The 12,749-nt window shown below is 45.1% G+C and carries 14 protein-coding genes; 3 read left to right on the top strand and 11 right to left on the bottom strand.

What is annotated here, in order from left to right; genetic code table 11:
* Positions 1 to 51: 51 nt before the first annotated feature.
* From KPL72_RS20795 to urtA, 11 genes are all read right to left on the bottom strand, one after another.
* Entirely contained in the window at positions 52 to 744 is a 693-nt protein-coding gene (locus tag KPL72_RS20795; protein ID WP_219704315.1) for an urease accessory protein UreF, read from the bottom strand.
* Complete coding sequence (ureE, locus tag KPL72_RS20790) at positions 725 to 1,168, bottom strand: urease accessory protein UreE (RefSeq protein WP_219704314.1); 444 nt, start codon at positions 1,166 to 1,168, stop codon at positions 725 to 727. The genes KPL72_RS20795 and ureE overlap by 20 nt, the downstream gene beginning before the upstream one ends.
* Before the next feature lie 9 nt (positions 1,169 to 1,177).
* The gene (gene ureC / locus KPL72_RS20785; RefSeq protein ID WP_219704313.1) at positions 1,178 to 2,884 is read right to left on the bottom strand and encodes an urease subunit alpha; all 1,707 of its coding nucleotides are present in this window, start codon (positions 2,882 to 2,884) and stop codon (positions 1,178 to 1,180) included.
* Positions 2,884 to 3,201, bottom strand: coding sequence for an urease subunit beta (locus KPL72_RS20780; RefSeq protein WP_219704312.1), 318 nt, complete (start codon positions 3,199 to 3,201; stop codon positions 2,884 to 2,886). The genes ureC and KPL72_RS20780 overlap by 1 nt, the downstream gene beginning before the upstream one ends.
* Before the next feature lie 60 nt (positions 3,202 to 3,261).
* Positions 3,262 to 3,564 (bottom strand): urease subunit gamma, encoded by a 303-nt coding sequence (locus tag KPL72_RS20775; protein ID WP_110575688.1) that lies wholly within the window; start codon positions 3,562 to 3,564, stop codon positions 3,262 to 3,264.
* A 70-nt stretch (positions 3,565 to 3,634) separates the two neighbouring features.
* A complete protein-coding gene (locus KPL72_RS20770; protein ID WP_219704311.1) occupies positions 3,635 to 4,555 on the bottom strand; it encodes an urease accessory protein UreD in 921 nt (306 codons plus the stop codon).
* Positions 4,556 to 4,608: 53 nt separating this feature from the next.
* Positions 4,609 to 5,316, bottom strand: a complete 708-nt coding sequence (gene urtE, locus KPL72_RS20765; protein WP_219704310.1) for an urea ABC transporter ATP-binding subunit UrtE — start codon at positions 5,314 to 5,316, stop codon at positions 4,609 to 4,611.
* A complete protein-coding gene (gene urtD, locus KPL72_RS20760) occupies positions 5,313 to 6,182 on the bottom strand; it encodes an urea ABC transporter ATP-binding protein UrtD (protein ID WP_219704309.1) in 870 nt (289 codons plus the stop codon). Before urtD ends, urtE begins: the two co-directional genes overlap by 4 nt.
* Positions 6,179 to 7,312, bottom strand: coding sequence for an urea ABC transporter permease subunit UrtC (urtC, locus tag KPL72_RS20755; RefSeq protein ID WP_219704308.1), 1,134 nt, complete (start codon positions 7,310 to 7,312; stop codon positions 6,179 to 6,181). The genes urtD and urtC overlap by 4 nt, the downstream gene beginning before the upstream one ends.
* Complete coding sequence (gene urtB / locus KPL72_RS20750; RefSeq protein ID WP_219704307.1) at positions 7,309 to 8,931, bottom strand: urea ABC transporter permease subunit UrtB; 1,623 nt, start codon at positions 8,929 to 8,931, stop codon at positions 7,309 to 7,311. Before urtB ends, urtC begins: the two co-directional genes overlap by 4 nt.
* A gap of 155 nt (positions 8,932 to 9,086) precedes the next feature.
* Positions 9,087 to 10,370 carry an urea ABC transporter substrate-binding protein gene (gene urtA, locus KPL72_RS20745; protein WP_219704306.1) on the bottom strand — a complete coding sequence of 428 codons (1,284 nt, stop codon included), beginning with the start codon at positions 10,368 to 10,370 and terminating at the stop codon, positions 9,087 to 9,089.
* 1,024 nt (positions 10,371 to 11,394) lie between these two features.
* Between urtA and KPL72_RS20740 the strand changes: the two genes are divergently transcribed.
* The 3 genes from KPL72_RS20740 (at position 11,395) to KPL72_RS20730 (ending at position 12,631) form a co-directional block, all read left to right on the top strand.
* Positions 11,395 to 11,631 (top strand): tautomerase family protein, encoded by a 237-nt coding sequence (locus tag KPL72_RS20740; protein ID WP_342742493.1) that lies wholly within the window; start codon positions 11,395 to 11,397, stop codon positions 11,629 to 11,631.
* A gap of 84 nt (positions 11,632 to 11,715) precedes the next feature.
* Positions 11,716 to 12,153: a hypothetical protein gene (locus KPL72_RS20735; protein ID WP_072840212.1), complete on the top strand. Its 438-nt coding sequence runs from the start codon at positions 11,716 to 11,718 to the stop codon at positions 12,151 to 12,153.
* Between the two features lie 37 nt (positions 12,154 to 12,190).
* Positions 12,191 to 12,631 carry a GFA family protein gene (locus KPL72_RS20730; RefSeq protein WP_249422376.1) on the top strand — a complete coding sequence of 147 codons (441 nt, stop codon included), beginning with the start codon at positions 12,191 to 12,193 and terminating at the stop codon, positions 12,629 to 12,631.
* The last annotated feature ends 118 nt before the right edge of the window (positions 12,632 to 12,749 follow it).

The raw sequence follows: 12,749 nt of genomic DNA, 5'->3' as shown, positions 1-12,749 counted from the left end.
CGCCTGATTACGGTCGTACCTCCCTCATCAGGCCTACAAAATAAAATACACCTAAGAGCGAAATAATCGCGAATATTGTGTTTCATGTTGCGCACTGGCGATGGCGATGGCAGGTAACCCCGCGCCAATGCGGTCTTCTTCAATGGTTAACGACATGGCAATGGCGTGTCGAATGTCTGTCTGTAATTCACCTAACAATTCTTGCGCTTGGGTTTGCCCAAGGGGAACCAGTTTGGTCGCGGCGGCAATTTGGTTTTCTAGCCAAGACCAAGCAAAGCCTAGACAAGCAAGATCCACTTCTAGCCCCCAATGGTTGGCGGCAATGGCAAACAAGGTGACAAAGCTCATCTCATCTAAACGCTTAAACGGCGTATCTATTTGCAGGCTGCCCATTAGACGAAACAAAGCTTCTCCCATCGCAGTATCATTCAGTCGCAGCTCTTTGGTTTCTCGGCAGGCCAGTACCAAATCATTCAGTTCAAATAATCTTTCTGTGTTTTGCTGCTTAGCGGCGTCCATACATAACCGCAGCACCGGTAAATCCACACGAGCTACCAATTGCTGCAACTGCAAGCCAATCCAGTCAGATACTTCGGCTTTGTTTTTCACCCAACCTTGGTCAATCGCATATTCCATGCCTTGAGAAAAAGCAAAGCCGCCCACAGGCAAACCCACGCTACTTAATTGCAAAAGCCGCAATAAGCGAATGTCAGTAGTGACAATGTTAGTGGTGACTGTGTCCATGACTGTAAGCTCCAGATTCAGGCACAAACACCGCTTCTTCATGGGTAACGATCAAACCAAGCATGTGCAGCATGTCTTCTAAAACGTGGTCAGGTTTGATACGTAGCCAGCGCTCGCCAATTTGGATTTTGGTGTGACGATTGCCCAAGTGGTAACAGGCTTTGGAAAAAGCTTCCCAGTCTTCACAGCTCGCATGAGCCACGTCTTCTACTGCGCCTGTCACTTGAACTATCTTGCCGCATTCAGACTTTAAAAATTCACCAACTAATAAGGGCTTACCACGCTCAAGAAAAACTCGAACTTCTTCGTTGTTATCGCCCATAAGTTTAAGGCGCCCACGATCACGCTGTTCATGGGTTAGCGTCACTGTGGTGTGGACTGAATCGTGACAATGAGTACCTAATCTTTCGTAAATATCTAGCATGCTAACTTCCTAAAAGAGAGTGTAAAGCTGAGCCAAGGGCAAGACTTCAGCTGGCTCGCAGGTTAATAATTCGCCATCCGCGCGCACTTCATAGGTTTGCGGATCAACAGTAATGTTCGGCAGCCAATCGTTGTGAATCATGTCGAGTTTGGAAATATTGCGTGTGTTTTTGCACGCTACCAAAGTACGATCCAAACCGAGTTTTTCTTTTAAACCATTGTTCAGGGCGGCTTTGGAAACAAAGGTCACAGACGTCGCCGCTGCGGCCTTACCGAACGAACCAAACATAGGGCGATAATGCACTGGCTGTGGCGTCGGAATAGAGGCATTTGGATCGCCCATTGGTGCGCTGGCGATCATGCCACCTTTGATGATCATCGAAGGTTTCACCGCAAAGAAGGCTGGCTTCCACAAAACTAAATCCGCCATTTTCCCCGGCTCAATCGATCCGACTTCATGGCTAATACCATGAGCTATGGCTGGGTTAATAGTGTACTTGGCAATGTAGCGACGAGCGCGAAAGTTATCCGCACCCAATTCTTGATCTTCTGGTAATAAACCAAACTGTTGCTTCATTTTGTGGGCTGTTTGCCATGTGCGAGTTACCACTTCGCCCACTCGTCCCATCGCTTGGGAGTCTGAGGAAATCATACTGAAAGCGCCACGATCATGGAGAATGTCTTCCGCAGCAATGGTTTCTTTACGAATCCGCGAATCCGCAAAAGCTACGTCTTCTTCAATATTACTGTCCAAATGGTGACATACCATTAGCATGTCTAAATGCTCATCAACCGTGTTGTGAGTATAAGGACGCGTTGGGTTGGTTGAAGAAGGTAAAACATTTGGGTTAGAACAAGCTTGAATAATATCAGGAGCGTGACCGCCGCCTGCGCCTTCGGTGTGATAAGTGTGAATGACACGGTCTTTAAAAGCATCAATGGTGCTATCAACAAAGCCCGATTCGTTCAAGGTGTCGGTGTGAATCGCCACTTGCACATCGTATTTTTCCGCCACACTCAAACAGCAATCAATCGACGCTGGCGTGGTTCCCCAATCTTCGTGTAGTTTCAGACCACAAGCCCCCGCTTCTAGCTGTTCTTCTAAGGCTTCTGGCAGACTGGCATTGCCTTTGCCCAAAAAGCCCAAGTTCATCGGCATACTGTCGGTGGCTTGTAACATCTTGCCAAGATACCAAGGCCCAGGCGTACAAGTCGTTGCTTTGGTTCCCGTCGCAGGTCCAGTACCGCCGCCAATCATGGTAGTGACGCCAGAGGTCAAAGCTTCTTCAATTTGTTGCGGGCAAATAAAGTGAATGTGCGCATCGATGCCACCCGCGGTCAAAATAGAACCTTCGCCAGCAATCACTTCCGTACCCGGTCCAACCACAATATCCACGTTATCTTGCACATCTGGGTTACCGGCTTTACCGACTTTAAAAATACGGCCTTCTTTGATGCCAACGTCGCCTTTGACGATGCCCCAATGATCCAGTACCAAGGCGTTGGTAATCACCAAATCTACGGCAACATCATTGGTCACTTGGCTTTGTCCCATACCGTCGCGAATGACCTTGCCGCCGCCGAACTTCACTTCATCACCATACACGGTGAAATCTTTTTCCACCTGAATCCAGATATCGGTATCGCCTAAACGCACGCGGTCGCCAGTGGTTGGACCGAACATTTGCGCGTAACTTTGTCTATCCATCGTCGCCATTATTCTGCTCCTGCCAATGTGCCCATGACTTCTCCTCGGAAACCGTAAATGGTCTTCGTACCCGCGTATTCGACTAACTCCACTTCACGACCTTGACCGGGCTCAAAACGCACAGCGGTGCCAGACGCGATATTCAAACGAAAACCTTTGGTTAATTCACGATCAAAAGACAAGGCTGGGTTCACTTCGTAAAAATGATAATGGGAGCCAATTTGCACAGGACGATCACCGGTATTTTCGACGCGAATTTTCACCGTCTTGCGACCCACATTGAGTTCGATAACGCCTTCGGCTACCTGAATTTCACCTGGAATCATGATGTTTTCCTTTTAAAAGAAGAACCTGACACATACATTCAATGACGTAACGAGTAGTCATTAATTTATAGGATTATGAACGGTGACTAACTTGGTCCCATCTGGGAACGTCGCTTCCACCTGCACTTCGTGGATCAATTCCACCACACCATCCATCACTTGTTCCGCGCTTAATAAGGTTTTGCCGTAGGCCATTAATTCCGCCACGGTTTTACCATCGCGAGCGCCTTCGATAATTTCCATGGTGATGTACGCCATGGCTTCGGGGTAGTTCAATTTTAGACCGCGATTCAAGCGGCGCTCGGCAAGCAAGGCAGCGGTAAATACAAGAAGCTTATCTTTTTCTCTTGGCAGGAGTTCCATTTATATCTATGCCTCATTGTGTGACTTTTAAATTAAATTTAATGAACCAAAATAGAGCACGCGCACAATTTCAGGTCGCCCAAATTCTTGGTTCATTGGATTCTTTATTGATTAATGCGGGGCGAATTTCTCGCCAACACTGAATAAATAGCTGCTTCACTTGTTCGGAATCATGATGAAGACTGCGCACGAAAATGTACTCGCCAACCAAACTTACGCCACTTAATGATCCATGTTGGGTACAGTGCTGACGTAAAGAATCGATCAATTCATCCTGATTGACTGAATCAAACGGCCCCGCAATCATCAAACCATTGATTGGTTTACCATCTAATCCCGCTTTGGCCGTAAAAACAGCACGGCTGCTATCGTCTATGACCAAACGTTCACGAACTTTAATGCGACCATTCTGACGAATCTGAAAGCCTTGTTCTGCGTGGCCTTCACCAAAATCTTCTTTGTTGGCTGGCAAGCCAAAGCAAGTGATTTCCCAGCCGATAAACTTAGCGTTATCAGCAAGATCGATACGGTTTTCAAGGCGAGTATGAGCATTCGGATAGAGGATGGTTTCTTGCGGTAACCATTCCATTAAGCTGTTCTCAGCGACGTTTAATTGAGTAATTTGATGCTGTAGAGTTTTGTCTTTACGAGCACGATAAACACGCCCAGCACCCGGAGTAGTGATCAAAACATGCGTATTTTCGGCTAGGTTTGCCGTGATAGTGAGACGATCCCCAGATACCAAACCACCTGGCGGATGCAATAAATAGATGTGTGCCGTGTCTCGACCTTCAGGATAAAAAGGCTTTTGCACATACAAAGGCCCTTTGTGATCACAGGTTTTCAGCACAGTACCACGGGCTGTTTTACTAAAGCCTAAAGTCAGAAACGCATGCCACTGCGAAGCTCCAACTTCGGGCAACATGGACGTTTCTATCAGCGGCTTTTGTTCGAATTCTTCTGCTAAAGCAAGATTATGTTTATTATTCATTGATGCCCTATAGCGTTTTTTGCGTATCGCCTAATCGCTAAACAATGCAAAAATCAGACCGCCAAGTATTGTTTTATCAAGGTGTCGTTGAGATTTTCCATTTTATCCGCCGCCACAATGCGTCCCTTTTCCATCAGACGAAATTCTTTCCCGACACGACGAGCGAAGCCAAGCTTTTGTTCCACCAAGATGACGGTTAATCCTTCTTCTTCGTTCAGCTTTAAAATCACATCGCCGATTTGCTTCACAATGTTCGGCTGAATACCTTCGTTAGGTTCATCCAGAATCAAGACTTTTGGCTCTAATACCAAAGCACGGCCAATCGCCAGCTGCTGTTGCTGACCGCCAGATAAATCACCACCACGACGATGCAACATGTCTTTCAATACCGGAAAAAGTTCGAAGATTTTCTCTGGAATTTCTTTTGGAGAGTCTTTCGTACGCTTGCCTCGAACTGGCAAACCAATTCTCAAGTTTTCTTCCACAGTAAGCATGGGGAAAATGTCTCGGCCTTGAGGAACGTAACCAATGCCTGAATAAGCGCGCTTTTCGGCACTTTGCTTATTTAGGGTTTCGCCTTCCATGGTGATCTCGCCTTTGGTGATCGGCAATAAGCCCATGATGGCTTTCAGCAAAGTGGTTTTGCCAACGCCATTGCGCCCCATGATGCAAGTAATGGAGCCAGGGACAATCTCTAAATCCAAGCCCCAAAGTATCTGCGTGCCACCGTAAAGTTGATCAACCTTGTTAATTGAAATCATGCTGACGCTCCTGTTTTCGCAGCTTCTTCACCTGCTGCTTCTTCACCAAGGTACACTTCAATAACGTCTTTGTTACTTTGAATCTGATCCATCGTGCCTTCGGCCAACACCGAACCTTGATGCAATACCGTTACCGTGCGAGCAATACTGCGCACAAACTCCATATCGTGCTCGACTACAATCACCGTACGCTCACCCGCTAAAGACGTTAGCAGCTCGGCCGTACGTTCGGTTTCTTGGGCTGTCATGCCCGCTACAGGTTCATCGATCAACAAGAGTCTTGGCTCAGCCACCAGCAACATGCCGATTTCTAACCATTGTTTTTGTCCGTGAGACAAAGCCCCCGCCAGCATAAAGCGCTGCTTAGCCAAACCAATGGTTTTTAACACCTCATCAATGCGATCAATTTGCGTCGGCGTTAAACGCGAGAATAAAGTCGGCAAGACACGTTTGTCGGTTTTAAGTGACAATTCCAAATTATCGAACACGGTTTGCTCTTCAAACACGGTTGGCTTTTGGAATTTACGACCGATACCAAGCTGAGCAATTTCCGCTTCGTCTTTGTTCAATAAGTTGTGATTTTGCCCAAAGAAAACCGTACCTGAATCACACTGAGTCTTACCGGTAATCACATCCATCAAGGTGGTTTTGCCCGCGCCATTGGCACCGATCAAACAACGTAATTCGCCGTCGTTGATATACAAATTCAGATTATTTAATGCTTTAAAACCGTCGAAGCTTAAATTCAAATCTTCCACGTAAAGAATCATCTGGTTATCGACGTTTACGGCGGCCTGCTCGGGTGCCAAAAATGGCCACACCTGATCTCGGCGGAAGAATTCACGGGTACTATCTAAGGTACTCATGCTTGCGACTCCTTTTTCGTAACACTGTTTCGCTTAGCCTTTAGCTGGCCATACAAGCCCATCAAACCTTTAGGTAAATACAAGGTAACCAGTACAAACATAGCGCCTAAGGCGAACAGCCAAGCATCCGGCATGATGGCTGTAAAACGGGTTTTCGCGTAGTTCACCAATAAGGCTCCAATCACCGCACCAATCAAGGTGCCACGACCACCCACTGCTACCCAAATCACCATCTCGATAGAGTTAATTGGAGAAAATTCACCAGGGTTGATAATGCCGACTTGTGGTACATACAAAGCACCGGCAATACCTGCAATCACAGCGGAATAGACAAACAACCAGACCTTGTATCTATCAGTGCGATAACCAATAAAGCGTGAGCGAGATTCTGAATCACGAATCGCCAACACCACCTTGCCAAGTCGAGAGGACAAGATCTTCTGACTAATCACGAAGATCACCGCCAGCAAAATCGCTGTGATCAAAAACAAAGCAACGCGTGTGCTGTCGGCTTGCAAATTAAAGCCAAGAATTTCTTTAAAATCGGTCAGACCATTGTTGCCGCCAAAGCCCATTTCGTTGCGGAAGAAAGCCAGCAACAAAGCATAGGTTAAGGCTTGCGTCATGATGGAAAGATACACACCAGTAACACGAGAACGAAACGCCAGCCAACCAAACACAAAAGCCAATAACCCCGGAATAAACACCGCCATCAGCATAGCGAACCAAAACTGATCCATGCCCAGCCAAAACCAAGGCAATTCTTTCCAGTCTAAGAACACCATGAAGTCAGGTAGTAATGGGTTACCGTAAACGCCACGATCACCAATTTGACGCATTAAATACATGCCCATCGCGTAACCGCCCAAGGCAAAAAACGCCCCGTGACCTAAACTCAAAATACCGCAATAGCCCCAGATAATATCCACCGCTAATGCCAGCATGGCGTAGCACAAATATTTACCCAGCAAAGTAATGGTGTAAGTACTGACATAAAACACCGAGTCAGCAGGTAACAAAAGATTCGCGGCCGAAGCCAAGATCGTTACACCTAATAAAATCACCACAAATGGCAAAGTGTGTTTGCCCGTCGAGCGCCCTTCAGAAAACCAAGCTGTAAGACGTGTCATTCTGCCGCCCTCCCTTTTTGTGGAAAGAGTCCCTTAGGACGTTTTTGAATAAAGAGAATAATAAACACCAACACCAGAATCGCTGCGAGAACCGCCCCCGTCGTTGGCTCAAGAAATTTCGTCGCAATACCCAAAGTGAAGGCCGCAACCAAGGTTCCTAACAAGTTACCCACACCACCGAACACCACCACCATGAAGGAGTCGATAATGTAAGATTGCCCTAAGTTAGGTCCTACGTTGGTCAATTGGCTCAACGCCACACCGGCAATACCCGCGATACCAGAACCTAAACCAAAGGTCATCGCATCCACCCAATTGGTTTTTACCCCCATGGCTTTTGCCATATTGCGATTTTGCGAGACTGCACGAACGTTTAGACCAAGGGACGTTTTCTTCAAGACGATCACCAAGACGATAAACACCAACAAGGCAAAGGCAAGAATGTATAAACGGTTTAGTGTCAGAGACAACACAGGATTAATTTCCCAAGAACCACTCATCCAGCTAGGCGTGGACACCTGACGATTTAGAGGAGAGAAAATAGTTCGAACCAATTGCTGCAAGATCAAACTGATACCAAAAGTGGCGAGCAAGGTTTCCAATGGACGACCATGCAAGCGGCAAATGACCAAACGCTCGATCAATACGCCCATCAAACCCGACACCAAAAAGGCCGCAGGAATCGCTACCCAAATCGAATAATCGATGTAATTCGGCATCATCAACTGCACCACGTACGTTGTGTAAGCGCCGAGCATAATCATTTCGCCATGGGCCATATTGATGACCCCCATCACACCAAAGGTAATCGCCAAGCCAATGGACGCCAGCAACAACACCGAGCCAAGGCTCAAACCAAAAAACAACTGATCGACAAAGGCAAAACGATTCGCCCGTTGCGCGATTTTTTCTAAGGCGATATTCGCCGCCGTCACCACCGCCGTATTGTCGTCACGAGTTAAGGTAGTCAGTAGATTTCGAACATCGTTTTCTAAACTAGAGGAAAGCTTTTCAATGGCGGCAATACGATTAGAGGGAGCTAATTCTGTTTGTGACGCCGTGTTCATGGCAAGCGCCAATCCCATGGCTTCTTTTACTTTTTTGTTGCTCTCATATGGATAAAGACGTTCAAGCGCCGCCACTGTGCTGTCATCTAATTTGGACAGTAATTCACGTACGGCATTTTCACGTACGCTTGGGGATTTGGACGTCAGTTGAATACGGGCAATGGCATTACGCAAATAACCACGTAAGTTGTTGTTCACACGGATTTTGTCGACATCACGTTTATCAATGCCAGCATTAATTTCGTCAGTAAATACGTCTTTGTAATAGGTTTCGCCGTTGGTTTCGAATTCACCAATGACCTTTTTTTCTGCCTTGATGTAATACAAGTTACCGTTTAATAAGGTGCGTAGAAGCGGCAGGACGGTTTCATCGGATACGGCTTCAATTCTAACGAGAATAGGCTCTATGTCTTTGATTTTGGCCTCGCCTAACTCAGCAAGCAAAGGATCTAAAGACACTGATTCAGCCGCATGAGTAGAAAGGGAAAAGAGCCCAAAAAGACAGCAACAAAGTGCAATACAATGTCTAAAGGTGATACGTCTCAAGGTCATACTCCAAGTGTCGTAGGTTTATTGCGATAGCATTCAAAAACACAACGCTAAAAAGAAGTTAGAAGCTTGTTAGAAGGTAAAAAATGACTCTCTGACTAACTCGCTTATTAGCCTGCTAGACAGAGAGTCGAGGTTACCCCTGGGAATGGGTCAAATTAGTAATTCTGACCAGAACATGTCTTAGTTTTGGTGTTGTAGTTACCGCACTTGATCGGCGCCGTCCAATCTGAAATCAGATCTTTAGAGCCTGGTAAGAAGTCAGACCAAGCATCACCTGCAACCACACCATCGGTTTCCCAAACCACTTCAAACTGGCCATCGTCTTGGATCTCGCCAATCAGTACAGGCTTGCTCAAATGATGGTTTTTGTTCATCACTGCAATACCGCCAGTAAGGTTTGGTGTTGTTTGACCAATCATGGCTTGTTCAACCGCATCGACGTCCGTTGTGCCCGCTTTCGTTACCGCATTTGCCCACATTTTGAAACCAATGTAAGTCGCTTCCATTGGGTCATTCGTTACGCGATCAGGATTTTTTGTGTATGCATGCCAAGCCTTGATGAAGGCTTCGTTTTCAGGCGTGTCTACGCTTTCGAAATAGTTCCATGCTGCCAAGTGACCAACCAACGGTTTCGTATCTAAACCAGAAAGTTCTTCTTCACCCACGGAGAAAGCCACCACTGGGATATCTTCAGAAGAAATGCCTTGGTTACCCAATTCTTTATAGAAAGGCACGTTGGCATCACCGTTGATGGTAGAAACCACAGCCGTTTTCTTACCTTCACTACCGAATTTTTTAATATCAGAAACAATCGACTGCCAATCAGAGTGACCAAATGGCGTGTAGTTGATCATGATGTCTTTTGCTGCAACACCTTTGGCTTTTAGGTAGGCTTCAAGAATTTTATTGGTGGTACGTGGATAAACGTAATCTGTTCCGGCTAGCACAAAACGCTCTACGCCAAGATCGTTCATCAAATAATCCACCGCAGGAATCGCCTGTTGGTTTGGCGCAGCCCCTGTGTAGAACACGTTTTTAGACGACTCTTCTCCTTCGTACTGAACTGGGTAGAACATCAAACCGTTCAACTCTTCCAATACAGGCAAAACCGATTTACGAGAAACCGATGTCCAACTACCAAAAATCACATCCACTTTGTCTTTGGTTAATAATTCGCGTCCTTTCTCTGCAAACAATGGCCAGTTTGATGCTGGGTCAACCACCACAGCTTCGATCTTCTTACCTAACAAACCACCCTTTTTGTTTTGCTCATCCACCATCATCAAGACAGTGTCTTTTAGAGTAGTTTCAGAAATCGCCATGGTGCCAGACAAGGAGTGCAACACACCGACCTTAATTGTGTCTGCTGCCAGCGAAGGAATCGCAATAAGCGTTGCACCAGAGAGCACAATCGCAGAAGTAAGCGTTTTGATTTTCATAGTTGGAGCCGTCCTATTGTGATTTATAATATTTTTGGTTTTTTAGACGAGGTATGAACACCTCAAATCCGTAGAGCCAGTATTAAAAAATCACCGATAGAAAGGTATGCGCGAAATGACTTAGCCCTATACGTCATTTGACGTATAGGGCAATACGAGTGCCTTTTCTGGTTCCATTCAAACGCTTTATATTCCCGACCTTTATTCCGCCCTGCTGGNAATGACTTAGCCCTATACGTCATTTGACGTATAGGGCAATACGAGTGCCTTTTCTGGTTCCATTCAAACGCTTTATATTCCCGACCTTTATTCCGCCCTGCTGGGCGGGTAACTTTTTGCTAGCGCCCAAAAAGTAACCAAAAATTCGCTTTAAGAGAGATTGCCTCGTAAACCCCTTTTGTATAGATATTTGTCTTCTGACCTAACGCACAGAAGGCATAGATTGTTTTTGCAATTGTAAGAAGGGAATTTTTAACTGACTCTGAAACTCCATATAGTCGCGCAATCAGGATTGCGTCGAAGTTCGTTCTTCTGTGGTATCAGTTCAGAAAGCGTAGATGGACTTTAGTGGACTTCATCAAGAATCGTTTATCTTTAACTGTAAGGTCAATCGACACTTTGGCAAAGAACGCGTCAAAGTTCGTTCTTCTATGATATGAGTTCAGAAAGTGTGGATGAGGTTTAGCAGAATTAATCGGTTTTTGTAGGTCTACATAAGGAAGGCACGACCGTAATCAGACATTTTCTAAGGTAAGTCGTCCTTTAGGGCGACATCAAGGTTTGTAAGCTAAACACTGGTAGCTAACTAGAAAGTCTTTTAGTATCTATGACTATTATTGAGTCGGTCACAGCAGCTCTGTTATAACGAAAAATCATTCACCCATTATATTAGTTCAATGTTTACTACTATCTAAAAGAGGCTGTCGCAAAAGGTAACGAGCGAAGATAAGGCAAGGCAAAAAACCGACGAAAAAGCGGAGTTTATACCTATAAATGAGCATTTTGAGACGATTTTTAACGCTGAATTATCGAGCGCAGTAGTTTTGCGACAGCCTCTAAAAGGAGCAAGTTCATGCCAATAATAACTATCCAACAATCTCCAGGTCGTAGCAAAGAGCAAAAACAATTATTGATTCAACGAATTACTGAAGCATTTGAAGAAGCCTATGAATTACCACCTGAAGCCATCACAGTATTTTTCCAAAACTTCGATGATGAGCATTGGGGCAAAGCGGGCAAATTGCATTGCGATAGAAAGTGACATTATCGTCCACTCATTGTGTTGAAGAAAACGTCACAATTCTATTTTTGATCTGAGCCAAACCTTCGCATTAATGGAGAATTAATGAAAAACAATCAGTTGTTATACGTCTTGTATGGGGCGGAAAATACAGGCAAAACGTCTACATTACGCTACCTTGCTCAAAAGCTAGATAAGGTGGCTACTTTGACCTCTGGACGTATTGAATGCGAATTAGATTTCTCTGTTACTTTCAAAATCAAGGAAAAAATAGTTAGCATAGTGACTCCTGGAGATAATGCAGAAATCATAAAAGAGCATTTAGGTCTCAATGATGTGCCATCCAGTAATATAATTATTTGTGCATCTAGAACACGCGGTCAAACAACTGACTTTTTATGGGCAAATTATACAGAGGAACAATTACGCTGGGTAAATAAGATGTATGTGTATCTAGATGACGAGAAACACATAAATGCATGTAATAGGTCTGTGGCTCATTTCTTGTTTGAATCATTATTGTTAGAACTACATACAGAATAAAATCTTATTCTTAAGAAAAATTCAGCGGAGCATTGAAATGATTGATATTGAAGTATTTCCACCATACAAGGGATCGTGTCTTTGCGGTGCAGTCAAATATTCTGTTGATAAAATCGAAAAGGAAATGGCGCACTGTCACTGCTCAATGTGTCGAAAATTTCATGGCGCGGCGTTCGCGACCTTTGGTGAAGCTCTTGCAGAGAATTTTCATTGGCTGTCGGGCAAAGAAAACTTGAAAGAGTATTTGGGCGTCAATGGTAGCAAAAGACTCTTTTGTGATAACTGCGGTTCAAGCCTTGTCTTTAGGCCATCAAACGACAGCGGAGAGTGTGTAGAGTTCTCACTGGGAACTCTAGATTCAGACATACCAAACAGACCCGATGCCCATATATTCATGCATTATTCTGCTTGTTGGAATCCAGTGACAGACGGTTTGCCGCAATATTCAGAAGGCAGAGACAGTGCCGAAAAAACATAAAGATTAATCTTCAGTTACGGTCTTCTGATTTTCATTCAAACGCTTTGTATTCCCAACCTTTATTCCGCTCTTTAATTCTGTAGTGGTCTAATAAAACCGGACACTATTTTAGGTGGTA

This window comes from Marinomonas lutimaris, from assembly GCF_019426345.1.
Taxonomy (GTDB): domain Bacteria; phylum Pseudomonadota; class Gammaproteobacteria; order Pseudomonadales; family Marinomonadaceae; genus Marinomonas; species Marinomonas lutimaris.
Note: the sequence above shows the minus strand (reverse complement) of the source record. Positions and strands in the feature narration are given on the sequence as shown.

What these genes read in the sequence shown, in the direction of transcription:
- KPL72_RS20795 (WP_219704315.1), bottom strand. Translation starts at nt 744, where the DNA reads ATGGACACAGTCACCACTAACATTGTCACTACTGACATTCGCTTATTG.
- ureE (WP_219704314.1), bottom strand. Translation starts at nt 1,168, where the DNA reads ATGCTAGATATTTACGAAAGATTAGGTACTCATTGTCACGATTCAGTC.
- ureC (WP_219704313.1), bottom strand. Translation starts at nt 2,884, where the DNA reads ATGGCGACGATGGATAGACAAAGTTACGCGCAAATGTTCGGTCCAACC.
- KPL72_RS20780 (WP_219704312.1), bottom strand. Translation starts at nt 3,201, where the DNA reads ATGATTCCAGGTGAAATTCAGGTAGCCGAAGGCGTTATCGAACTCAAT.
- KPL72_RS20775 (WP_110575688.1), bottom strand. Translation starts at nt 3,564, where the DNA reads ATGGAACTCCTGCCAAGAGAAAAAGATAAGCTTCTTGTATTTACCGCT.
- KPL72_RS20770 (WP_219704311.1), bottom strand. Translation starts at nt 4,555, where the DNA reads ATGAATAATAAACATAATCTTGCTTTAGCAGAAGAATTCGAACAAAAG.
- urtE (WP_219704310.1), bottom strand. Translation starts at nt 5,316, where the DNA reads ATGATTTCAATTAACAAGGTTGATCAACTTTACGGTGGCACGCAGATA.
- urtD (WP_219704309.1), bottom strand. Translation starts at nt 6,182, where the DNA reads ATGAGTACCTTAGATAGTACCCGTGAATTCTTCCGCCGAGATCAGGTG.
- urtC (WP_219704308.1), bottom strand. Translation starts at nt 7,312, where the DNA reads ATGACACGTCTTACAGCTTGGTTTTCTGAAGGGCGCTCGACGGGCAAA.
- urtB (WP_219704307.1), bottom strand. Translation starts at nt 8,931, where the DNA reads ATGACCTTGAGACGTATCACCTTTAGACATTGTATTGCACTTTGTTGC.
- urtA (WP_219704306.1), bottom strand. Translation starts at nt 10,370, where the DNA reads ATGAAAATCAAAACGCTTACTTCTGCGATTGTGCTCTCTGGTGCAACG.
- KPL72_RS20735 (WP_072840212.1), top strand. Translation starts at nt 11,716, where the DNA reads ATGAAAAACAATCAGTTGTTATACGTCTTGTATGGGGCGGAAAATACA.
- KPL72_RS20730 (WP_249422376.1), top strand. Translation starts at nt 12,191, where the DNA reads ATGATTGATATTGAAGTATTTCCACCATACAAGGGATCGTGTCTTTGC.